This is a genomic window from Paenibacillus sp. FSL H3-0302, assembly GCF_037982245.1.
Classification (GTDB): Bacteria; Bacillota; Bacilli; order Paenibacillales; family Paenibacillaceae; genus Paenibacillus_AQ; species Paenibacillus_AQ odorifer.
In genome coordinates, this window is sequence record NZ_CP150284.1 from 3,042,879 (window position 1) to 3,063,465 (window position 20,587).

Consider the following 20,587-nt stretch of genomic DNA (forward strand, 5'->3'; position numbering starts at 1 on the left):
GTTTGGTCTCCCGTTTAAAGGGTAATTACTAGCGAAGACAATTACTAAGGAGGGCTTCAAGTGACTAAAAAAATCGTAGGTATTTTCGACACAGAACAAGAAGCAACCAGAGCAATTGAAGGACTTCACAATCAAGGATTTAATAATGATGAAATATCAGTAATCACACGTGATCGTGATGAGCTTAGAAACATCTCAGAGGATACAGGCACAAAAGCTCCAGAAGGAGTAGCAACAGGCGCTGCTACAGGTGGTGTAGTTGGCGGCGTTGCCGGACTATTAGCAGGGATCGGAGCATTGGCGATTCCGGGGATTGGACCGATTCTGGCGGCAGGGCCTATAGTTGCAACCCTTACAGGTGCAGCAGTTGGTGCAGGCGCAGGTGGATTAGTCGGCGGCTTGATCGGACTCGGTATTCCTGAGGATGAGGCTAAAGAGTACGAAGGTTATGTGGAAAGCGGCAAAATCCTTGTACTAGTCGATGATAATGGACGCGGCTATCAAGCACATGATGTGTTCCGCGGTAACCGTTCGCTGAATACTCAGCGTTACGAAGGCGTCTATAACGAAGACACTAGACTAGGAAATTCGATGGCTAACAGAGCGGATCGGACGGCTGAAGTCTACAACCGCGATAAAATATAACATTATAATAACCTGCTTTAAAAGCGGTAAAAGGTTACAAGGAGCGATTCTCCGATTTAATGGAGAATCGCTCCTTTTGTATTTTTAGTCCATCGCGCCTCCCGGAATCCCCCTTTGCTCATCCTCTTCTGAGGTGTACGGACCCAGATGACGCTATTGGCTAATTTTTGGTCTTTGCAGCAGGATTTCGGACTCCATGGACGCTATTCTATAGAATGAGGCTCATATTTGCTGTTATTTATGCCAATAGCTGCAATGGGGTCCGATAGGGCTCCAAATATTGAATAATATTGCGGTTAAGGTCCGCTGTGTCCTTTGCTACTACGTTCCTGCATCGTTTCGGAGTGTCCTTATGCTGCTACGCACGTGCTGTCCTTGTATTGCTACGTAAGCGCACCCGGTCACGTGTCCTTATGCTACAGAGTATTCGTATCGGATTGCAACTCTGAACGTGCCCCGTTACGCAGTGTCCTTAATACTACTACGCACGTGCTGTCTTTGTACTGCTATCTATGCGTACCCGATCACGGTGACCTTTGTTGGAGGTGCATCGTTCCGCTGTGTCTTAATGCTGTTACGTACATGCACCGTTCCCTAGAGTCCTTTTACTATTATCGTTCCACTGTGTCCTTGTATTGCTACGTAAGCGCACCCGGACTCTGTGTCCTTATCCTACTGAGCATAAGCCCCCGGTTTGCAGCTACGAAATCCCCCCGTTCCGCAGCGCCCTTATGGTTGCTAAGCACGTGCCACGTTCCGGAGTGTCCTTATGTGCTGCTACCAGCACGATCTTAATCAAGGATACGAAGCATGCGGATGAAAGAATCAGCTGCCACGGATAACCTCATATCGCGATGGATTGCGAAGCCTATATTCCGGGGGGGAGGGGGATCATCTAATTGCAACTCGAAAAGTTCTCCTTTTTGAATCTCCTCAATTACAAAAGAACGGCTAATAAAGGCTACCCCGTAACCAAGTCTTGCGAATTCAGAGAGTAAATCGATGCTGCCCAGCTCTATATCTGGTTTAACGGACAACCGCTTACCAGCAAACCAATGATCAACAAACAGTCTGGTGCTGCTTTCTGGGGATAATAAAATAAAAGGTAACTCTGCAAGTTCTTTTGCCGTAAGCGAACGGTTTGCCAGTTCCTGAAAGGCTCGTCCCACTACAAAACAATCCTCAAGGGTGGCAAGCGTCTGAATACTTAATTGTGGATCGTCAATAGGCATATGGACGAGCGCACAGTCTATTTCGCCTTCTTTCAAACGTTTGGTGATCTCATGCGTTTTTCCGTGTGATAGCCGAATTCGTATGCCGGGATATTGTTTGTGGAATGCGTTCAATTGCGGCAGCAAAAGATTTTTTATAAGGGAATCACTTGCTCCAATCCGAACTTCTCCCTCGTTTAATTGCTTTAGATTATGAAGATGCTTTTGTGCAGAATCCAGCATGACTAAAGAGGGCTCAACATATTCCAATAACGCCCGTCCTTCCTCGGTTAGCTCTACACCTTTAGATAAACGATGAAATAATTTGAGGCCTAAAGAATCCTCCATTTGTTTAATGGCATAACTTACGGATGGCTGTGTAATATGCAATTCATTTGCAGCCTTTGTTAGATTTTTGTAACGAGCCGTATATAAAAAAATACGATACCATTCAAGGTTAAAGAATTTGATATAGATCACCTCTATGACAGTCTGTTGAAAATGTGATTTCATTAATCGCAACAATCTTATTATAATTTGGATATATAAATAATAAAAGAGTCGGCAATGGAGGTTTGAATATTATGGCAGGTAACACATTTGGAGAAGTATTTAAGATTACTACCTTTGGAGAGTCACATGGTGCAGCGGTTGGGGTCATAGTGGATGGAGTTACACCTAATGTTGAAATTGATGAAGCATATATTCAGAAACAGATGGATAGAAGGAAACCAGGCCAGTCCTCTGTAACTTCACCGCGTAAGGAATATGATGTGGTGCAAATACAATCAGGAATATTCGAAGGGAAAACAACCGGAACTCCACTCTTTGTAGTTCTGTACAACAAAGATATGAAACCGGAGGCCTATAACGATATTCAGCATTCATTTAGACCCGGGCATGCGGACTATACTTTTTTGCAGAAATACGGAATTCGCGATCATAGAGGCAGTGGACGGGCATCAGGCAGGGAAACAGCGGCAAGAGTAGCTGGCGGAGCGATCGCTCGGAAACTGCTCGAAAGAAGAGGGGTTGAGGTACTAGCCTACACGCAAGAGGTCGGAGGGATTAAGTGTCAAACCTTTGATGAAGATGTTATTGAACAAAATGCAGTCCGCGCCTGTGATGCTAAGGCTGGAGCTGAAATGATTAAAAAAATTGAACACTTAGCTTCGATTGGAGACAGCTGCGGAGGTATCGTGGAGTGTCGGATTAGAGGGGTTATTCCGGGTCTTGGAGAACCCGTATTTGATAAATTGGATGCAGAGTTAGCTAAAGCGATGTTATCTATTGGTGCTGTAAAAGGAATAGAGTTTGGAGCTGGATTCGAAGCGGCCTCTATGCTTGGAAGTGAACATAATGACGCGATGAATAAGGATGGATTTCTTAGTAACCATTCCGGTGGGATTATAGGCGGAATCAGCACAGGAGAAGAGATTATTTTTCGAATAAGTGTAAAGCCTACATCCTCGATTTCTGTTACTCAACAGACCATAAACACGAATGGTGAAGAAGTTGAGATTAAAACGGAGGGCAGACATGATCCATGTATCTGTCCGAGAATCGTGCCGGTTGTTGAAGCAATGGCTTGCTTAGTATTGGAAGATCTTTATAAAAGACAAGCTGCTATTTTTGGATGAACCACTTTATAAAATGAAACAAATCAAAGACTGCACCTCTTAGCAATAGACTGTGAGGTGCAGTCTTTTTTGCATATGTGGTATCATATGGATAATCATTCAAATTATGTTTTGTCTCTAGTTATGCCATAAGATACAGTACAGCGAAAAGGAGGGAATAGATGAGAATCTTTGTTGCAGGTGCTGCTGGTGTGATTGGACGGTTATTGCTTCCTAAGTTACTACAAGCGGGGCATGAGGTTATCGGTCTGACCCATAAAGAAGAAAACAAAACAATCCTTGAGAGCATAGGGGCACAAGCGGTAATCGCGGATGTGTATGAGCGTGAGTCTATATTTGCGGCTATTCAAGCAGCCCAACCTGAAGTGGTAATTCATCAGCTGACTTCATTAAGTCAGCGGAATTTTGCAGATAATTCAAGGATAAGAATAGAAGGAACACGAAATATTGTCGATGTTTCACTGACAAACGGGGTTAAACAGATTATTGCTCAAAGTATCTCTTGGGCTTATGAAGCTGGTGAGGGACCTGCCACGGAGAATACTCCATTAGATACTAATGCTTCTGAATCCCGGATGAGAACCATTGAGGGTATCCGCTCACTTGAAAAGGCAGTTGCAGAAATTCCTAATCATGTGATTTTGCGGTACGGAATGTTGTACGGCCAAGGGACTTGGTATGATACTGCGGGATTAATGACAGAAGAAATTCGACAAGGGAGACTGACTGCAACAGAAGCGGTTACGTCATTCCTTCACGTGGAGGATGCAGCTAACGCGGCGGCGCTTGCTCTGAACTGGCCTTCTGGTCCAGTTAATATTGTGGACAATGAACCTGCGCGAGGAATAGATTGGGTGCCTGTTTTTTCTGAAATCTTGGGAGCTCCTAGACCTCCTTTGCAAATGGGCAGAGAAGGCTGGGAACGGGGGGCGTCCAATACAAAAGCTCGAATGGATTACGGATGGAGTCCATCTTACCCTTCATGGAGGTCAGGTTTTGCTCAGAGCTTGAAAGGTTAGAGATGAATCCAAACATGTACAAGGAGAGATAACATGAGTAAATTAAAGAATTTTTCTTTAGTAGTCGTGAATTTAATTGCTGATCTATGGTTTGGAATCGTTCGAAAACCAGAGTTTTATGATAAACACACCGTTACTAGAACAAAGAAAGGGTATGTCCTGTTTGTATCTATGGCAGGCATTATCGCAGTGGGTTCAGCTTTTTGGTTATGCTCAAGAATATATTAGAAAAAAGGCTGCCAATTGGCGGTCTTTTTTTTGAGATTGGATGTCAGAAAGCTAGAATGTTATGTTACTACTTAATAGATGGTTAAAACAGGCTCCTTATTATGATCAGCGCATAAGATTAATGTCTAAACTCATGGATGAAAATCGTGCCAAAGTGACGCTTATTGCCGCCTCAGCTGGATTCGGAAAAACGACACTTGCAGCTGAATGGGCTCGCACTCATTCCGATGAGGTTGCATGGTTGTCACTGGAACTTGCAGATAACCATCTTGTACGGTTCTGGTTAAATTTGCATGCTGCAATTGAGAGAATCTTTCGCCCCTTTTTAAATCGCTTGGATTTGTTTATCCAGTCTATTCGTGACGGTTCAGTAGAAACTGCGATTCCTCTTTTATTAAACGATCTGCATTCTCTTCCAGGCTCTATTACACTTATAATGGATGAATATCATGCGATTACGAATCAATCGATTCATGAGAGTATGGGCTTTTTCATCGGACATCTTCCGGCTAATGTGAAGCTTGTAATATTGAGTAGAACTCTCCCGCCACTCGCCTTATCCCGCCTAAGAGCACAACAGGAACTACTAGAATTAAGTTACGATGATCTGAGGTTTACATTTGACGAAATAGATGAGCTACAATCTCAATCCTTGAGCGAGCAGCTTTCACAAGATGAGTTATTTTTGCTTGGAAAAAAAACAGAAGGATGGGCAGCGGGTTTAATTCTTGCCTTCCGCTCTTTTTCAGGAAGGGCTGGTCTTGGAAGCTATCCAGCATGCTTTTGAGGCAGAGGATTATACGTTTTCTGCATCATGTATGGATAGGCCTTTCAATTCAATTATCAAAGATGGCGATGAATCTACATTGCTAGATTTACTAGATAAGTTGTCGATCAAAAATATGATTGTGCACCCTGATTTATTTTATTTTCAAGCGGGTTCGATGGCTGTCGCTGGACGATCAGATGATGCCAAACGCTTCTTACAAAGGTTGAACTTTTCATGGAAGAGGAATTTATTATTCCGGAAAAAGAGCAAGCCGTAATTCAAATGCGGTTGGATCTGTATCGTGCTTCGGTTGCATTTTATCAGGGGGACGTGGATACGTTCGTTGAGCTATTGGACCAAAACAGGGAAGGCATAGAGAAATTTGCATCTATAGTAAACGTTACAAGGACATGGTTTTGTATTTTTGGCGGATCTTTTCTATGAACGGAATCATCTTAAAGATGCAAATGTCCAACTGGACAAAGCGCTTGTTATGTGTAATTCCTCGAGGCATGTGAGCGTGTGGGTGCCAGGGGTTATTTTGCAAGCTAAAATGTTAAAAGCAATGGGTCATGTGGAACCTAATTACACAAATGAAGAATTACTGACAGCGTCAACGCTTGTGTATGATAAGAAATCAGGACAGCTAATTGCGAATTGTCTTTTGGGTTTACAAGATGATTACGCAGCAGTTTACAGTATTGGTGTAATACCTGCTTACAGAGGAAAAGGGATTGCTACACTGATGTTGAAAAGAGGACTTAATCTCCTGAAAGATAAGTATCCGATCCTAAGATTATATGTCATGGAAGGTAATGATGCGGAGTCTGTTTATTTAAATCTAGGATTTGTCCCTGGAGTACAAGAGATACAGAGTATGTATATTCCTATGCACGACTAAGAAAGGCTGCCAGATGGCAGCCTTTTTTTTGTTAACTAGGCATGAGAGGTAATAGGAAACATGAAATGTTGAGGGAGTTCTTTTAATAGCGGACGTATAAATAAGGTATCTTCACTCTGTGAAATTAATTCTGCCTTAACTTGATCGATTGGATAATCTGGTGTGAAATAAAAATGTATAACTTCAGTATCCGGAGAAATAATGCTTTTCAATACTGTATTGATATCAAAACTTGTTGTACTAATAATATCAAAAATATGAAGCTGATGATCCTCATGTTTAAAGATCACAATAACGTCAGCCTCTTCAATATAATAAAAGGAATCGTGAAAAGGAAGAATAAAATAAAACAGCAGCTGATGTTCATTATTTATCACACTTAGCGCAGAGGATACCGGTGTTCTTTTGACTGCAAAATTTTTGATCATGCTAAAATCAACGGGGTTACCTATAGATAAAGGCCGCACAGAGTAGGTTGTAGTTGGCTGATTGCTAAGATGAGCAGCGTTAAGTGAAAAGCTGCTTTCTTGCATGCGTTCAAACCCGAATTTAGGATAAAAATCCAAAGCGCGCTCATTAGCAAATAAGTAGAGAAAGTCGTATTCATGTTCGTACTTAGCGATAATGTGGTCTATTAATTTTCGGGATAAACCTTGCATACGATAATCAGGATGTGTCATCACCGTCCCAATTTGGATGGCGTTGTATTCTTTTTTGTTGATGAGAATAGTCATTTTATTAATAGATGCATTCGCAATGACGTGATCTTCATCGATAAAGGAATAACAAATATATTTGTCATTCCAGCCCCCTTGTTCATACCAAGGTTTAAAATCAATACCAAAGATTGATTGGGCTAAAGAATTGAAGCTAAGCTTATATTTATCGATGTATTTATAATCGCTAATCAATTGATATTCATTCATAGAATATACCTCTATTTCAGATGATTTTGGGATTCGCATTTTATGAATATATAATACTATGCTTTTTAACCGTAAAGTTGATTTTAAAAATACTATACCAATATAATCCTGTAGATGTGTTATCATAATCTCTAAATTATTGACTCGGAGGTATAAGATGAGAGAGATAGATTACTGTCATTATTTTTGGCAGGATGAGAAAATAAGACTAAGATCTGTTCACATTTGCAGAATTCTCATCACAGCGGCTAATGTTTACGATCGAAAATCTGAATGGTGAATATGTGGGTGGATTAAATCTTAATAGCATAGACGAGAAAAATGGTACGTTCAGTATAGGCGTGCAAGTGGATAGAGATCATCGAGGTAAGGGGTATGGGACAAGAGCTATCAACATCCTGTTGAAGTATGCTTTTTAGGAGCTTAGACTCAACAAGTTTAACGAATGTACGCTCGAAGGTAACGAACCCTCAGCAGCTATGCTTAGAAAAGTGGGTTGTGTTCAAGAAGGCGTGCGCCGTAAAGTTATTTATACAAATGGACAGTATTTAGACTTACTGTTGTTTGGATTGACGAAGGATGAATTTATGGAGAAAAACGCTATGAAATAGTGCTTAGGAGAGGTTACTTGGAAAGCAGAGTGGCGCAGGGATTATAGCTGAGAAGGACGTTTAGAAAATGAACTTGGCAAAGTGGAACTTATTAGTTACCTAAAAAGCGATTCTTCAATACATGGAGGATCGCTTTTTTGCGTTTTGCTGTTCGAATTGATGTTCTATTGAAGCTTGCGGACCCAGAAGACGCTATTTGCAAATATTAAGCTTTTTCAGAGTAGTTTCGGACTCCAGTGCAGCTATTGGACCTCTGTCAAGAAAGTGGACAGTCACGCAACAGACATTCTAGTCAATTGCTCAGCAAAACGAACTGGAGAAAGATACCCCAGCGCGCCATGCATTCGCTTGCGGTTATAGTAAAACTCAATATATTGAAAAAGTGTCTGGTAGGCTTGCTCCTTAGTTTTGAATCGTGGATTACAATAAATGAGCTCCTTTTTCAAAATGCTGTGCCACGACTCGATACAGGCGTTATCATAACAGTTACCTCTGCGGCTCATGCTGGACTCCATGCCATACGCTTTCAACTGCTTTGTGTATTCATGAGAAGTATATTGAGAACCTCTATCGGAGTGATGTAATAGACCCTTTTCCGGTTGTTTAGCTTCGTAGGCATCTTGTAAAGCGCCCGAAATCAAGCTAGTTTCCATATGGTTCTCCAAACGCCACCCCACGATTTCGCGCGTGCAAAGGTCCATCACACTAGCCAGGTACAAGCGCCCTCCCCGGCAAGGAATGTACGTAATGTCGGTAACCCATACTGAATTGGGTTTGCGTATTTTAAATTGCTGGTTCAGCGTATTCGGGGCAATCGGATGGTCATGATTGGAGTCAGTGGTCTGTACCCGATACGTTTTGGAGACAATGGAGCGAAGCTTCATATGTCGCATGTACACACTCACCGTGCGTTCGGTAACGGTATAACCTTCTTGATGTAACAGGCGGGTGATCTTCGGACTCCCATACCGCTTTTGATGGTCTGTAAAATGATACTGAATTCGCTTCATTATCGCAGCCTTACGAAGCATATGCGTACTGGTTTTTTCTGTCCGCCACTTGTAGTACCCGCTCCGTGACACATGTAGGGTCATGCACATCTTCTCCAAGAGAAACTCGGAGCGATGTTTTTCAATAAACTGGAATCTCAGTTCCTTGGTTTGCTGAAGATGTGCACTGCTTTTTTTACGATCGCTAATTCCTCTTCCACATCGGCAATCTTGTTATCTTTTTCTTGAAGTTGACGGCTCATTTCTTTCAACTGTGCCTCGAGTTCTCGTACTCGATCCACGCTAGCTGCCGGTTCATTCTTTAATTCTCGATACTGGCTCATCCATTGATGCAGGGTACTTTTTGGGATGTTGAGCTCTTCCGCCAAGTCGCCCACTGTCTTTGTTTGCTCTTGAATGAACTGCACTGTCTGTTTTTTAAATTCTTCGTTATACCGTTGTCGATGTTCTCCCATGTGAACACACCTCCGTGGACTCATTATCGCCAGTCTGTTAACTACTGTCCACTTTTTATTCTAGCTTCATATTCCCCAAGAATAGCTGTATATATGTTACTTTTTATGCCAATAGCGTCCATGGGGTCCGATAGCACACCAAAAGTGGGAAAAAGCAGCGAATAGAGTCAACTGGGTCCGATAGCAACTCGAACGAGCAAACTTGAACAAACTAAACAAAGAATGGGAGGGGAGCGTGCTGAAGCCTGTGGATTCAGATAGAGTTTGTATCGTGCTGAAGCATGCGGGTTCAGATGGAGTTTGTATCGTGCTGAAGTATATTGATCCAGATGGAGTTTGGTTTGCGCAGAAGTATGTGGGCTCAGATAGAGTTTATTTCGTGCAGAAACCTGTGGATCCAGATAGAGTTTAGTTCACGCAGAAACTTTCGGACCCAGAAGACGCTATTTGCAAATATTAAGCTTTTTCAGAGTAGTTTCGGACTCCAGTGCAGCTATTCCCCAAGGATAGCTGTATAAATGTTACTTTTTATGCCAATAGCGCCCATGGGGTCCGATAGCACAGCAAAAGTGGGGAAAAGCAGCGAATAGAGTCAATGGGGTCCGATAGCAACTCGAACGAGCAAACTTGAACAAACTAAACAAAGAATGGGAGGGGAGCGTGCTGAAGCCTGTGGATTCAGATAGAGTTTGGTTTGCGCAGAAGTATGTGGGCTCAGATGGAGTTTATTTCGCGCAGAAACTTTCGGACCGAGAAGACGCTATTTGCAAATATTAAGCTTTTTCAGAGTAGTTTCGGACACCAGTGCAGCTATTCCTCAAGAATCGCTCTATATATGTTACTTTTTATGCCAATAGCCTCCATGGAGTCCGATAGCACACCAAAAGTGGGGAAAAGCAGCGAATAGAGTCAACTGGGTCCGATAGCAACTCGAACGAGCAAACTTGAACAAACTAAACAAAGAATGGGAGGGGATCATGCAGAAGTATGTGGCCTCAGATAGAGTTTATTTCGCGCAGAAACTTGCCGATCTAAATAGAGTTTGGTTCGCGCTGAAGCTTTCGGACTCAAAAGACGCTATTTGCAAATATTTAGCTATTTGAGAGTAGTATCGGACACCAGTGCAGCTATTCCACAAGAATAGCTGTATATATGTTACTTTTTATGCTAATAGCGCCCATGGGGTCCGATAGCACACCAAAAGTGGGGAAAAGCAGCGAATAGGGTCAACTGGGTCCGATAGTAGCTCGAACAAGCAACTGATCAAACTAAACTGATCAATCCAAACTGATCAAACCAAACAAACCAAACGAATCAAATTAAACAAAGAATGGGAGGGGGTGCCGAAGCATGCGGGTTCAGATAGAATTTGTATCGTGCCGAAGCATGTGGACCTAATTCTTCGAGGATCATTCTACGAAATCAACGATGTACAATCATTTATTCCATAATTTCATCATATGAAAAATTCACAATAGAAAACCACAAAAAAACTAAGCTCTACCTACTCACATCCACATAAATCATCCAATATCCCACCAAATCTCTATAAACAACGTAATAAGTGAACCCTCTATCAAATTTCAGGTTGTGAAAGTTGGAAAATAGTGCTTATACTAGAGTAATAGAAGGAAAGATTAGCCAACAACATTTACAACATGAGGAGGGTTTATATGGCGTTTATGATTGCTCAACGAGCGTTTATCAAAGTGTATCTTATAACAATGGTAGAACAACACCGCGGTTACGGATATCAAATGCTGGAGGATTTACGTCGGGATTTCAAAGCCCATGGTTATTCCCCTCCACAGAGTGAAATCTATCGCGCCCTGCATGAGCTGGTGCAGCAAGGGATTTTATATCGAACCAAGCAGCTGAAAGGCAATGACCCTAAAGTGGATTTTCAAGAAATCGTACTTTACCATTTCACCTCAGATGGAGAAGAGAAAGCAAAGTTATATAAAAAGCAGGTAAAGACGGATCTTGACCGCTGCTTAGGCATTTTGAATAAAGCTGTTGTGGACAACTATTAGAACTGCAACTATAGTAATATTTTCAGGATGCTCTCACCCTGTTATAATGGTTACTGCCGGATGATTGCAGTATATACTTGGAGGTAGCAAAAGATGGATGAACATATGAAACGCCGGTTAGACAAACAGCGGAAGCTGTTCAGTCAACTTGGCATCACATTAGACGCTCTAACCATACATGAAAAAGAATTCAGCATGAAGCTGCGTGGCTACGATGCGGAGGAAGTAGATACATTTCTGGACAGCGTAATCAAAGATTACGAACGTTTCTATGCGACGATAGCTGATCTGATGGATAAATGGCAAGAGCAGCAGCTGGAAATGCGGGAATTAAAGGCAGAAACAAAAACAGAGGTTATCCAGGTTCCTGTTTCCCGAGGCATTGATCCAAAAGAATTGGAAGAGGTTATTCTGAGGCTTGAAACTAACGTCCGCCAGCTTAAAGATAAGCTTCCTCGCGTGGAAGAGTTTTTATAAGGCGCTGTTTGGGATAATGGGAGCTCCGCTTGACATTTCTAAATTTACCATTGACGAGTTAGCAGTTCATGAATTATGATATGTTCATAAATGATCATTTATATTTTAGTGGCGTGTTACCGTTAAGGGCATGAGCCAAGAATTGTCTTTATTTCCATTAGACAATTCTTGGCTTTTTTTGTTCCAATTTGACGATAATTAGGGAGAGGAGTGATGAGCTTGTCGCGAGAGATCGAGCAATTTCAAGTACAGCGTGTAATTGGGAATAACGTTGTAATGGTTCAGGGAAGCAAAAACGGGAAGGAATATGTCATCATTGGCAAAGGTATTGGATTTGCAGTGAAGGGTTCTGGTGTGATCGAAGGAAATGATGCTCGGATTGAGAAATTGTTTCGTCTAGAAGATCGCGAAGCCTGGAGCCAATATCAAGTTTTGCTGGAAGATATAGATCCTAAGGTAATGAAAATAACTGATGAGATAATTGCAGATATCCAAAGTCAATTTCCTGACAAGTTAAACGACAAGATTTATCTGGCACTCCCGAGCCACATACAGTTCACCATCTACCGTCTGCGCAACGGGATGGATATTATTAATCCGTTTTTGCAAGAAACCAAAATGTCATTTCCGAAGGAATTTGAGATCGCTTACAAGGCATCGGAGAAAATCAATGCTGAATTTCAAGTGCAAATCCCCGAAGATGAGATTGGATTTCTTACTTATCATGTGTATTCAGCAGTCAATAATGTATCGGTTGGTCAGTTAGTCAAGGCCTCTAATATTGTCAATGAGCTTCTAGACATGATTCAGCAAGAACGAAAGATAACTTTTGAGCACGGCAGTATGAATCATATCCGATTAATGATCCACTTGCGTTTTTCGCTGGAACGTATTTTAAAAGGATCACTAATAGATAATCCCTTTGTGAAACATATTAAGAAAGAATACAAAGAGGAATACAAGCTGGCTAAAAAGCTCGGTAAAGTAATGCAAAGATCGCTTGAGGTCGAAATTCCGGAAGAAGAACTATGTTTTCTAGCCATGCATTTGCATCGGTTATTTCAGACCTTAGTGAAATCAAATTAACATCTTAAGAGGAGTGGAGCATATGTTTTCCAAATGGAAATCAAAAAAAGAAGAGAAACATACTGAACATACCATCGAAATCATGGCACCAATCAGCGGGGAGTCAGTTCCACTAGCACAGGTTCCGGATGAAACCTTTGCTGGCGGTCATATGGGTAACGGAATTGCAATAAAACCCTCTGAAGGAATTTTGAAAGCGCCTTTTGACGGTAGGGTTGCTCATATCGTGAAATCGAGTCATGCAGTCATTCTGGAACATTCCTCCGGTATGCAATTGCTATTACATATCGGAATCGATACTGTCAGCCTCAAGGGCAACGGTTTTGTCAGTCATATAACCTCTGGAGATCAAGTAAAAGCAGGTCAAACCCTAATCGAATTTGATCTGGACGTAATTCGCGCGGCAGGTTGTGACACAATTTCGCCTGTAATCGTGACCAGTACAGAGGAGAATCCACCTCAAGTAAGCGGACATTATGGTCAGGTTACAGCAGGACAGGATCTGATTCTTACCGTGGCTTCAAAGTAAATGGTTTATAGAGCACTACTACTATTGAACCGAAAGGATGATTTTAAATGTTGGCTTTTCTACAAAAACTAGGTAAGTCGTTAATGCTTCCTGTTGCAACCATGCCGGCGGCAGCTATTCTTCAAGGGTTTGGTTTGCTTAACTACGAAAAAGATATTCCGCTAGGAGCGACCATTGGTGGATTTCTGAATCAATACTTTGCTCCATTTCTAAACGCCGGAGCGAATGCGATCTTCGGTAACCTAGCCTTAATCTTCGCGGTAGGGGTTGCCATTGGATTTGCCGGTGACGCCGTAGCAGCTTTGTCAGCAGTAATTTCTTACATGGTACTGACTAAGATTCTGCTTATCGTACCGCTTCAATTCTCTTTCATCAATGATGATGTTGTATTGAACATGGGTGTGCTTGGTGGTATTTTTGCTGGTGCTTGGGCAGCGTTCTTATACAAGAGATACCACAATATAAAAATGCCTGATTGGCTCGGATTTTTTGCAGGTAAACGTTTTGTCCCAATCATTACGGCAGCTTCTATGATGGTTCTTGCTGTATTTGTGGGTATGATCTGGAGTCCGATACAAGATGTTATCAGTGACTTCGGGAACTGGGTTGTGTCACTGGGGGCTGTTGGAGCATTCATCTTCGGTACAGCTAACCGCTTGCTGATTCCGTTCGGTCTTCACCACGTGCTTAATACGATTGCTTGGTTCCAAATTGGTGATTTTACGAATGCAGCTGGTGAACTGGTGCATGGTGACTTGTACCGCTTCTTCGCTGGAGATAAAACTGCTGGGATGTTTATGACTGGATTCTTCCCAATTATGATGTTTGCGCTTCCAGGGGCAGCTCTTGCATTTATTCATACAGCTAAACCGGAAAAACGTAAAATGGTTGCTTCCATCTTCATCGGTTCTGCCATTGCCTCTTTCTTAACAGGGATCACTGAACCACTTGAGTTCTCCTTTATGTTCGTAGCACCACTCTTGTACGGAGTTCATGCTTTATTAACAGGATTCTCCATGGCCTTGATGTACATTTTAGATGTTAAGCTTGGTTTTGGTTTCTCCGCAGGTTTGATCGATTATCTTGTAAACCTGAAACTGTCTACTAATGCATGGATACTTATTCCTGTGGGTCTTGGATTCTTCGTCTTGTATTATGTACTATTCCGCTTTATTATCTCATTGTTCAAGCTAAAAACACCTGGACGTGAAGATGATGATGAAGAAAGTCTATTAGCACCACCTGGAGGTAATGGAACGCCTTCATCGTCTTCTAAAGCTGCTCAAATTCTTGAGAACATCGGCGGTCCATCGAACATCCGCAATATCGATGCATGTATCACACGCCTTCGTCTGATTGTTAATGACGAAAAAGCCGTTAAAGATTCCGCATTGAAACAGCTCGGAGCTTCCGGTGTTATGAGACTGGGTCAAGGGGCTGTGCAGATCGTATTTGGTCCAAAATCAGAGCAAATTAAAGATGATATTCAAAAGCTTTTATAACTAAATTGATCATGTTGAAATCCTTAAACAGGGCTGGTTCTCATACCAGTCCTGTTTTTTTTGCTGTGTCCAGAGATAAAGGGTTGCTTTATAGATAATGCCTAGTATAATACTTGGTATAAGTAAGCAAAGGAGTCGGTACACATGTCAGTCGATGATTATTTGGATCTTTTAAATTACGCCAAGGCGATTAAAGATGGGCAGTGGCAGGCTGACATCATTGAGCGTTTAAAGAATCTTAGTGCAGCAGCGGAAAGTCCTCAGATACAAGAAGAAAGTGTAATAGAACTTTGGTCAAGGTTTGATGCCATTAACATAATGATTATGAAGCTGTTTGAGAAGTTACGGGAGAATGAACATTCAGAGCAACAGTTTCAGTGGAAAGAGCAGCTCTGGGAGCTTAGGCTGGAACGGAGTATTTTATCTAAAAAGATTCTTAATCGTTACATTCGAATTAGGTAAACACTAGAAGACAGTTTCCTTATTAATTTAGGGGCTGTCTTTTTTTACGTAATCTTGATACAAAAATACATTGATAGTCGTCTTACTTATAGCTGCAGCTGATAAGGAGGATTTACAAGATGGGAATTCCGGAATCTGAAATTTTTAAAGCAATATTCTATGAACATTATCCTATTGTCAGACGTAAGCTGACCGCTTTGGTTCGTGATGAGTCGGCAGCAGATGATTTGGCACAAGAAGTTTTTCTGAGATTGTATCGTAACCCCCCAGATGATCCAGCAGCGCTGGGTGCCTGGCTTCATAGAGTCCTTACTCGTATTGGATATGATTATCTGGACAAAAAAGCAAGGGAACGGCGGCTGCAAAATAAACAAGAACAGTTATACGAAGTGGGGGAATCACCTCCTTCAGGAGAGGAAGTCTTAATCAGTAAGCTGGATCAGGAGGATGTTCATGAATGGTTGAACGAGCTGCCTGACAGGGATAGACAAGCGCTTCTGCTTAGATACTCTGGTTACAGTTATGCGGAAATAGCAGGCGAGCTTGGTCTAAGACCTCCCGTAGTAGGGACATTACTGCACCGTGCGACCCAGAGGTTAAGACAAAATGCAGCAAAATCACTGTCTCAGACGGAATAATAAAACGAGATAAGCGAAGCTAAATTATTTAGGAGGGATTACTAATGACTAAACAACCGCTAAATCAAGATCATAATAAACAACATACAGATGAAGCCTGGGCCAAATTGCAAAACAAGTTAGTGTCTGAGCCTGCAAGTCCCAAATGGTCTGTGTGGAGTCAGCAGTTGTCTGTGGATGTTATGAAAGATGATGACAAAACAGATCCACATATAGACCAGCCTCAATCTACGGATGACAATCCAACAGCTAATCGCCCATCCAAGCGTCCTCGCATGAATCGTCGGCGCAAATGGGGAGTAGCAGTGGCAGGTGCCGCGATCTTTGCGGTTATACTTGGAACTCCAGTAGGAAATACGGCTATGGCATCGCTGCTGAATCAATTTCGGATGGAAGAAGTTACAGTTGTGAATGAAAATGATATCCGGGATATTTTTTATCAGGTAAATGAAAGTCAATCCATGAATGAAGCTATGAACAAATTTGGTGTGTTTACAAGTTCCTTTGGTTCAAATAAAGGGATTATTCCGCTAAATCAGGTGGAAGAGACTCTAGGTTTTACACTTCCAAGCGGAACTTTGCTCGAGAATGTGAAGAGCGCATATATAACCAATTCACAAGAAATAACCTTGAAGCTTAATATTGAAGCAGTTAATAAAGCAATGAAAAGATTGGGTGCAAAACAGCTTCTTCCAGAAGCCATAGATGGGAAAGAAATTAAATTAGATCTTTCGGAGATCGTGAATTATGATCTTTCGATTGATAATGATAAATGGGCTAATCTTACACAGACGAAGACTCCTTTAATTACGGTAGATCCAACTATAAAGGTTGATGAAGCTTTGGAAGCTATAATCGATTTTCCATTGCTGCCAGATTATCTGAAATCCAGCTTAAAGCAGAGCCGCATTTTATCGGGTGAAATTCCTCTGCCACTGGTAAAAGGCCTGAATACCGATCAAATAAAGATTAAAGATACAACGGTTCTACTGAATCAGAATGAATATAGTCAAGGGATTGTGTACTCGGCCGTTTGGGTACAGAACGGACAACTGTTTGATTTCAACGGAGGAAGCGTGTATACAGATAAAGCTGTATTCTTAGAGAAGTTAGGGGAGTTGATTGAATAATGACGGCTGCTGCAATAGAAGCGAAGTCTTTGACCAAAGAATATGATAACGGACGTGGTTGCCGTGATGTAACGATTACTGTTGGGAAAGGGGAAGCCTTTGGCTTCCTCGGCCCTAATGGTGCGGGGAAAAGTACCTTTGTCAAAATGTTGGTAGGTCTCATTCGTCCATCGAATGGTAGTGCTACTCTATTTGGTCATAAGATCGGTTCACTTGAAGCCAAGTCCCAAATCGGATATTTACCGGAATTATATCGCTATCAAGAATGGCTTACGGGGGAAGAAGTAGTAAGACTGCATGCCAAGCTGTGCCGTGTAGAGCGATCTGTAGCCGACAAAAGAATTCCAGAGCTTCTAGCGGAAGTTGGAATTGGAAACCGTGGACGGGATCGTGTGAAACATTATTCCAAAGGGATGCAGCAGAGATTAGGGCTTGCTTGCGCTCTTGTAAACAATCCGGCCATCGTTTTTCTGGATGAGCCCTCATCGGCGCTAGACCCGATTGGACGTCAGGAAGTTCGGAATATTTTGCAGAGGCTAAAAGAGAAGGGAGTTACAATATTTCTTAACTCTCATCTACTGGAGGATGTTGAACTCATCTGCGACCGTATGGCACTGCTGAATAACGGAGTTATACTGCGGCATGGGAAAGTATCTGAGATCTTAAATAAGCGAACAAGCTGGCATTTTAAAGTGGGCGGTTTTACGCCTATTTTGTTGTCTTGGTTACAGGATAGTACTGAACTTCAGATCAAAGTTTCAGCGGATATCGGAGCTCAATCTGAAAAAGGAGCTTCATTCCCAGCTACATTGGAGAGTAGCACAGTTTGGCTGGAAGCGGAATTGGAGAATGAGGAGCAAGTAGGCTGGCTGAACACGTTAATTATTGAACAGGGCATGACCTTATATGAAGTCTCACGGAAGCGAGAACGTCTGGAAGACTGGTTTATGAGTGCTGTATCCGGCCTAAGTCACAGAGGTGAACACGAATGAGAATAATCATAGGAATGACCTGGAAGGAATTGCTGCGTAAACGAGTAATGGTATTAACATTGCTTATGACCATTGTCTTTCTTATAGGGTTTTGGTTTGTGGCAAATACGATCGGACAAAGCGGAATACCGAACAGAACAGATATTAGCAGTGGCGAGCATCTCTTAGCTAATTTTACAAATGGTGCTTTTATATTATCACTTGGCTTCTTTTTTGGCGCTTTTGTACTCGCCTTTTTGGCGATCTTTAGTTCCTTCTCAGCTATTGCAGGTGAAGCGGAACAAGGGGTTATGCAGGCTTTACTGCCAAGACCGCTGCCGCGGTGGAAATGGTATACAGGTCGCTGGCTTGGATATGTGACGCTTGGGATCGGTTATGCCCTGATTTTATTTATTTCTATTTTATGGATTACTGAGATCCATGCCACCGTTCCTAGAGATGCCGTAGTCCTATTGAAATCATTTTTGTTATTCTCCTCTGTAGTGCCTTTGCTAATTACGATTTCTATGCTGGGTTCTGGATTCTTCTCAGCAGTGGGGAATGGTGTCTTTATGACAATGTTATATGGAGCTGGCTGGTTAGGCGGGATGATTGATAAGATCGGAGGATCGCTGAGATTAGAACCCGATGTCCTTGACACATTAAATAATCTGTCAGGAATGATGGCACTGCTTATGCCAGTGGATGGTTTACAGCGGAAAATGACCGCCGTCCTGTTCAGCGCTAATGAAATGAGTGGAATGATGGGATTGTTCGGCAGCATGAATGGATTGCTGGATTTTAATACGGTTCCGTCAAATATGTTTATTTTTTATGCGATAGGATATACCCTGTTAGCTTTTGTTATAGGTCTACTTCGCTTCGAGCGAAAAGACTTATAAAGGGGATGTTAATCCAAAAAGAGCCCTCTTGTCTCATGATCGGGACAATTAGGGCTCTTTGTGTTGTGTAGCGGGAATCATTTCTTAATACCAAGCTCAATCCATTCGGTAGACCAGTTTCCAATTTCACCAAGTATAGGAGCAAGCGCTGTGCCTTTTGGAGTCAGAGAGTACTCAATACGTACTGGCATTTCAGGATATACAGTTCGCTCTATAATACCTTCGGTTTCCATTTCCTTCAATCGGTCAGATAACACCTTGCCACTGAGATTGGACAGACAGCTCTCAATTTCACCAAAACGGCGTGGCCCTGGCATAAGCACGAAAACAATAAGCGCGACCCAACGTTTACTTAGCAAGTCTACCGCTTTTTCAAAGCGAGGACACATGTTGAAATCATTCATAATATCACCTCGACATTCATTATATCATAAACTTACATAAAGTAATTATAAATATTTAAAGATATATTATAACTTGACGAAGTTATATTACAATGATAAACTTACTTACAAATAGTTACTTATAATTTAACTAATATTTTATCCTTATGCTTAGCTCTATCTAAGCATTGATGAACAATGAGGAAGGTGTAATTATGATTAAACCAGAAATCACTTCTATTTTACAGAATAAAATCACGCGAATTCCTTTAGCAAATTCCACAAATATATTGGTTGGACCCATCACGTTACCGGTGAATTTAGACGGCGAGACCGTTGTTTTTAAATGGTACAACTGGCTGAATACAACGGATGCAGAGCTTCTTCAAGAGGATAGCAGTAAAGCAACGGCAGCTTTAATTTCACGTTTGCCATCCATGAACTTAGCAGAAGGACAACAATCCAGTGTGTTGGTATATGGCGATTTCGAAGGGTCTGAGGATGCATTGATCCGGATGCATAGCATCTGCCATACTGGCGATATTTTTGGCAGTAAACGTTGCGATTGCGGCTTCCAGCTGCATCAATCCATGAAAATGATTGTTGAGCATGGCTCTGGGGCATTATTTTATCTCGCGAATCATGAAGGAAGAGGCATTGGCCTGTTCAGCAAATCTTTAGCGTATCTTTTACAGGAAGAAGGATACGATACAGTTGAGGCTAATTTAGAGTTGGGATTTGCTGATGATTCAAGAAACTACGAAGAGGCAATCAGTGTTCTGCAAACTTTACGTCACAAACCAGTGACGCTGATTACGAATAATCCGAAGAAATTGGATGCGCTCAAGGCTGCAGGGATGAATGCCGTGAAAAGAGTAGCGTTATGGGGAGATGTATCTTCTTTTAACGAGAAATATTTGCGAACTAAAGTCGCTCGCTCAGGGCATTTAGAAGCTGTGAAGGACACCCATTCGCTAAATGAAAGACTGGCTAAGTAAAGATTGAAGTAGTGCTTTTGCGCTTCTTCTATTATAATGGGGTACTGGGAACCAACTCTAA

Annotated in this window: 26 protein-coding genes; 21 read left to right on the forward strand and 5 right to left on the reverse strand. The window is 41.9% G+C overall.

Going from position 1 to position 20,587, the window contains the following annotated elements:
- Nucleotides 1–60: 60 nt before the first annotated feature.
- Entirely contained in the window at nt 61–645 is a 585-nt protein-coding gene (locus tag MHH50_RS13470; protein WP_076126136.1) for a general stress protein, read from the forward strand.
- Between the two features lie 791 nt (nt 646–1,436).
- Here MHH50_RS13470 and MHH50_RS13475 read toward each other — a convergent pair.
- Nucleotides 1,437–2,369, reverse strand: a complete 933-nt coding sequence (locus tag MHH50_RS13475; RefSeq protein WP_340034428.1) for a LysR family transcriptional regulator — start codon at nt 2,367–2,369, stop codon at nt 1,437–1,439.
- A 71-nt stretch (nt 2,370–2,440) separates the two neighbouring features.
- Between MHH50_RS13475 and aroC the strand changes: the two genes are divergently transcribed.
- From aroC to MHH50_RS13505, 6 genes are all read left to right on the forward strand, one after another.
- Nucleotides 2,441–3,496 carry a chorismate synthase gene (aroC, locus tag MHH50_RS13480; RefSeq protein WP_076126139.1) on the forward strand — a complete coding sequence of 352 codons (1,056 nt, stop codon included), beginning with the start codon at nt 2,441–2,443 and terminating at the stop codon, nt 3,494–3,496.
- 161 nt (nt 3,497–3,657) lie between these two features.
- Nucleotides 3,658–4,515, forward strand: a complete 858-nt coding sequence (locus MHH50_RS13485; protein ID WP_340034430.1) for an NAD(P)-dependent oxidoreductase — start codon at nt 3,658–3,660, stop codon at nt 4,513–4,515.
- Between the two features lie 33 nt (nt 4,516–4,548).
- Nucleotides 4,549–4,743, forward strand: coding sequence for a hypothetical protein (locus MHH50_RS13490; RefSeq protein ID WP_076126143.1), 195 nt, complete (start codon nt 4,549–4,551; stop codon nt 4,741–4,743).
- Between the two features lie 61 nt (nt 4,744–4,804).
- Entirely contained in the window at nt 4,805–5,530 is a 726-nt protein-coding gene (locus tag MHH50_RS13495) for a hypothetical protein (RefSeq protein WP_340034432.1), read from the forward strand.
- Nucleotides 5,505–5,789: a hypothetical protein gene (locus tag MHH50_RS13500; RefSeq protein ID WP_340034434.1), complete on the forward strand. Its 285-nt coding sequence runs from the start codon at nt 5,505–5,507 to the stop codon at nt 5,787–5,789. The genes MHH50_RS13495 and MHH50_RS13500 overlap by 26 nt, the downstream gene beginning before the upstream one ends.
- Nucleotides 5,790–6,026: 237 nt before the next feature.
- On the forward strand, nt 6,027–6,413 hold the full coding sequence (locus MHH50_RS13505; RefSeq protein ID WP_340034436.1) for a GNAT family N-acetyltransferase: 387 nt from the start codon (nt 6,027–6,029) through the stop codon (nt 6,411–6,413).
- A 35-nt stretch (nt 6,414–6,448) separates the two neighbouring features.
- Here the strand turns inward: MHH50_RS13505 and MHH50_RS13510 are convergent, their stop codons facing one another.
- Nucleotides 6,449–7,339: a GNAT family N-acetyltransferase gene (locus MHH50_RS13510; protein ID WP_340034438.1), complete on the reverse strand. Its 891-nt coding sequence runs from the start codon at nt 7,337–7,339 to the stop codon at nt 6,449–6,451.
- Nucleotides 7,340–7,590: 251 nt separating this feature from the next.
- Here MHH50_RS13510 and MHH50_RS13515 point away from each other — a divergent pair, with 251 nt between their 5' ends.
- Nucleotides 7,591–7,758, forward strand: a complete 168-nt coding sequence (locus MHH50_RS13515; RefSeq protein ID WP_340034440.1) for a GNAT family protein — start codon at nt 7,591–7,593, stop codon at nt 7,756–7,758.
- Nucleotides 7,759–7,818: 60 nt separating this feature from the next.
- Nucleotides 7,819–7,950, forward strand: a complete 132-nt coding sequence (locus MHH50_RS13520) for a GNAT family protein (protein WP_254848749.1) — start codon at nt 7,819–7,821, stop codon at nt 7,948–7,950.
- 272 nt (nt 7,951–8,222) lie between these two features.
- On the opposite strand, the gene MHH50_RS13525 is transcribed toward MHH50_RS13520, so the two are convergent.
- Both MHH50_RS13525 and MHH50_RS13530 read right to left on the reverse strand, forming a co-directional pair.
- A complete protein-coding gene (locus MHH50_RS13525; RefSeq protein ID WP_143766422.1) occupies nt 8,223–9,149 on the reverse strand; it encodes an IS3 family transposase in 927 nt (308 codons plus the stop codon).
- Complete coding sequence (locus MHH50_RS13530; RefSeq protein WP_036683594.1) at nt 9,098–9,415, reverse strand: transposase; 318 nt, start codon at nt 9,413–9,415, stop codon at nt 9,098–9,100. Before MHH50_RS13530 ends, MHH50_RS13525 begins: the two co-directional genes overlap by 52 nt.
- A 235-nt stretch (nt 9,416–9,650) precedes the next feature.
- Here MHH50_RS13530 and MHH50_RS13535 point away from each other — a divergent pair, with 235 nt between their 5' ends.
- The 11 genes from MHH50_RS13535 to MHH50_RS13585 all read left to right on the forward strand — a co-directional run bounded on the left by MHH50_RS13535 (nt 9,651) and on the right by MHH50_RS13585 (nt 19,145).
- Entirely contained in the window at nt 9,651–9,827 is a 177-nt protein-coding gene (locus MHH50_RS13535) for a hypothetical protein (protein ID WP_340034442.1), read from the forward strand.
- A gap of 1,261 nt (nt 9,828–11,088) precedes the next feature.
- On the forward strand, nt 11,089–11,448 hold the full coding sequence (locus MHH50_RS13540; protein WP_036686667.1) for a helix-turn-helix transcriptional regulator: 360 nt from the start codon (nt 11,089–11,091) through the stop codon (nt 11,446–11,448).
- 93 nt (nt 11,449–11,541) lie between these two features.
- Nucleotides 11,542–11,925 carry a DivIVA domain-containing protein gene (locus tag MHH50_RS13545; RefSeq protein ID WP_036686669.1) on the forward strand — a complete coding sequence of 128 codons (384 nt, stop codon included), beginning with the start codon at nt 11,542–11,544 and terminating at the stop codon, nt 11,923–11,925.
- 213 nt (nt 11,926–12,138) lie between these two features.
- Nucleotides 12,139–13,011, forward strand: coding sequence for a PRD domain-containing protein (locus MHH50_RS13550; protein WP_076126156.1), 873 nt, complete (start codon nt 12,139–12,141; stop codon nt 13,009–13,011).
- Between the two features lie 22 nt (nt 13,012–13,033).
- Nucleotides 13,034–13,540: a PTS glucose transporter subunit IIA gene (locus MHH50_RS13555; protein ID WP_076126158.1), complete on the forward strand. Its 507-nt coding sequence runs from the start codon at nt 13,034–13,036 to the stop codon at nt 13,538–13,540.
- 47 nt (nt 13,541–13,587) lie between these two features.
- The gene (gene nagE / locus MHH50_RS13560; RefSeq protein ID WP_036686675.1) at nt 13,588–15,042 is read left to right on the forward strand and encodes an N-acetylglucosamine-specific PTS transporter subunit IIBC; all 1,455 of its coding nucleotides are present in this window, start codon (nt 13,588–13,590) and stop codon (nt 15,040–15,042) included.
- 144 nt (nt 15,043–15,186) lie between these two features.
- The gene (locus MHH50_RS13565; RefSeq protein WP_036686678.1) at nt 15,187–15,504 is read left to right on the forward strand and encodes a hypothetical protein; all 318 of its coding nucleotides are present in this window, start codon (nt 15,187–15,189) and stop codon (nt 15,502–15,504) included.
- A 119-nt stretch (nt 15,505–15,623) separates the two neighbouring features.
- A complete protein-coding gene (locus tag MHH50_RS13570) occupies nt 15,624–16,142 on the forward strand; it encodes a sigma-70 family RNA polymerase sigma factor (protein WP_076218030.1) in 519 nt (172 codons plus the stop codon).
- A 44-nt stretch (nt 16,143–16,186) separates the two neighbouring features.
- Nucleotides 16,187–17,272 carry a DUF4179 domain-containing protein gene (locus MHH50_RS13575; protein WP_340034444.1) on the forward strand — a complete coding sequence of 362 codons (1,086 nt, stop codon included), beginning with the start codon at nt 16,187–16,189 and terminating at the stop codon, nt 17,270–17,272.
- Complete coding sequence (locus MHH50_RS13580; protein ID WP_076183782.1) at nt 17,272–18,264, forward strand: ABC transporter ATP-binding protein; 993 nt, start codon at nt 17,272–17,274, stop codon at nt 18,262–18,264. Before MHH50_RS13575 ends, MHH50_RS13580 begins: the two co-directional genes overlap by 1 nt.
- Complete coding sequence (locus tag MHH50_RS13585) at nt 18,261–19,145, forward strand: ABC transporter permease subunit (RefSeq protein ID WP_076183784.1); 885 nt, start codon at nt 18,261–18,263, stop codon at nt 19,143–19,145. Before MHH50_RS13580 ends, MHH50_RS13585 begins: the two co-directional genes overlap by 4 nt.
- A 77-nt stretch (nt 19,146–19,222) precedes the next feature.
- Here MHH50_RS13585 and MHH50_RS13590 read toward each other — a convergent pair whose 3' ends face one another.
- Nucleotides 19,223–19,549: a winged helix-turn-helix transcriptional regulator gene (locus MHH50_RS13590; protein ID WP_036686688.1), complete on the reverse strand. Its 327-nt coding sequence runs from the start codon at nt 19,547–19,549 to the stop codon at nt 19,223–19,225.
- Between the two features lie 194 nt (nt 19,550–19,743).
- On the opposite strand from MHH50_RS13590, the gene MHH50_RS13595 reads away from it, so the two are divergent.
- Nucleotides 19,744–20,526 carry a GTP cyclohydrolase II gene (locus tag MHH50_RS13595; RefSeq protein WP_036686690.1) on the forward strand — a complete coding sequence of 261 codons (783 nt, stop codon included), beginning with the start codon at nt 19,744–19,746 and terminating at the stop codon, nt 20,524–20,526.
- Nucleotides 20,527–20,587: the final 61 nt, after the last annotated feature.

Coding starts and splice junctions, on each gene's coding strand:
- MHH50_RS13475 (WP_340034428.1), bottom strand. CDS start 2,369: ATGAAATCACATTTTCAACAGACTGTCATAGAGGTGATCTATATCAAA.
- aroC (WP_076126139.1), top strand. CDS start 2,441: ATGGCAGGTAACACATTTGGAGAAGTATTTAAGATTACTACCTTTGGA.
- MHH50_RS13485 (WP_340034430.1), top strand. CDS start 3,658: ATGAGAATCTTTGTTGCAGGTGCTGCTGGTGTGATTGGACGGTTATTG.
- MHH50_RS13490 (WP_076126143.1), top strand. CDS start 4,549: ATGAGTAAATTAAAGAATTTTTCTTTAGTAGTCGTGAATTTAATTGCT.
- MHH50_RS13495 (WP_340034432.1), top strand. CDS start 4,805: ATGTTACTACTTAATAGATGGTTAAAACAGGCTCCTTATTATGATCAG.
- MHH50_RS13510 (WP_340034438.1), bottom strand. CDS start 7,339: ATGAATGAATATCAATTGATTAGCGATTATAAATACATCGATAAATAT.
- MHH50_RS13515 (WP_340034440.1), top strand. CDS start 7,591: ATGTTTACGATCGAAAATCTGAATGGTGAATATGTGGGTGGATTAAAT.
- MHH50_RS13520 (WP_254848749.1), top strand. CDS start 7,819: ATGCTTAGAAAAGTGGGTTGTGTTCAAGAAGGCGTGCGCCGTAAAGTT.
- MHH50_RS13530 (WP_036683594.1), bottom strand. CDS start 9,415: ATGGGAGAACATCGACAACGGTATAACGAAGAATTTAAAAAACAGACA.
- MHH50_RS13540 (WP_036686667.1), top strand. CDS start 11,089: ATGGCGTTTATGATTGCTCAACGAGCGTTTATCAAAGTGTATCTTATA.
- MHH50_RS13545 (WP_036686669.1), top strand. CDS start 11,542: ATGGATGAACATATGAAACGCCGGTTAGACAAACAGCGGAAGCTGTTC.
- MHH50_RS13550 (WP_076126156.1), top strand. CDS start 12,139: ATGAGCTTGTCGCGAGAGATCGAGCAATTTCAAGTACAGCGTGTAATT.
- MHH50_RS13555 (WP_076126158.1), top strand. CDS start 13,034: ATGTTTTCCAAATGGAAATCAAAAAAAGAAGAGAAACATACTGAACAT.
- nagE (WP_036686675.1), top strand. CDS start 13,588: ATGTTGGCTTTTCTACAAAAACTAGGTAAGTCGTTAATGCTTCCTGTT.
- MHH50_RS13565 (WP_036686678.1), top strand. CDS start 15,187: ATGTCAGTCGATGATTATTTGGATCTTTTAAATTACGCCAAGGCGATT.
- MHH50_RS13570 (WP_076218030.1), top strand. CDS start 15,624: ATGGGAATTCCGGAATCTGAAATTTTTAAAGCAATATTCTATGAACAT.
- MHH50_RS13575 (WP_340034444.1), top strand. CDS start 16,187: ATGACTAAACAACCGCTAAATCAAGATCATAATAAACAACATACAGAT.
- MHH50_RS13580 (WP_076183782.1), top strand. CDS start 17,272: ATGACGGCTGCTGCAATAGAAGCGAAGTCTTTGACCAAAGAATATGAT.
- MHH50_RS13585 (WP_076183784.1), top strand. CDS start 18,261: ATGAGAATAATCATAGGAATGACCTGGAAGGAATTGCTGCGTAAACGA.
- MHH50_RS13590 (WP_036686688.1), bottom strand. CDS start 19,549: ATGAATGATTTCAACATGTGTCCTCGCTTTGAAAAAGCGGTAGACTTG.
- MHH50_RS13595 (WP_036686690.1), top strand. CDS start 19,744: ATGATTAAACCAGAAATCACTTCTATTTTACAGAATAAAATCACGCGA.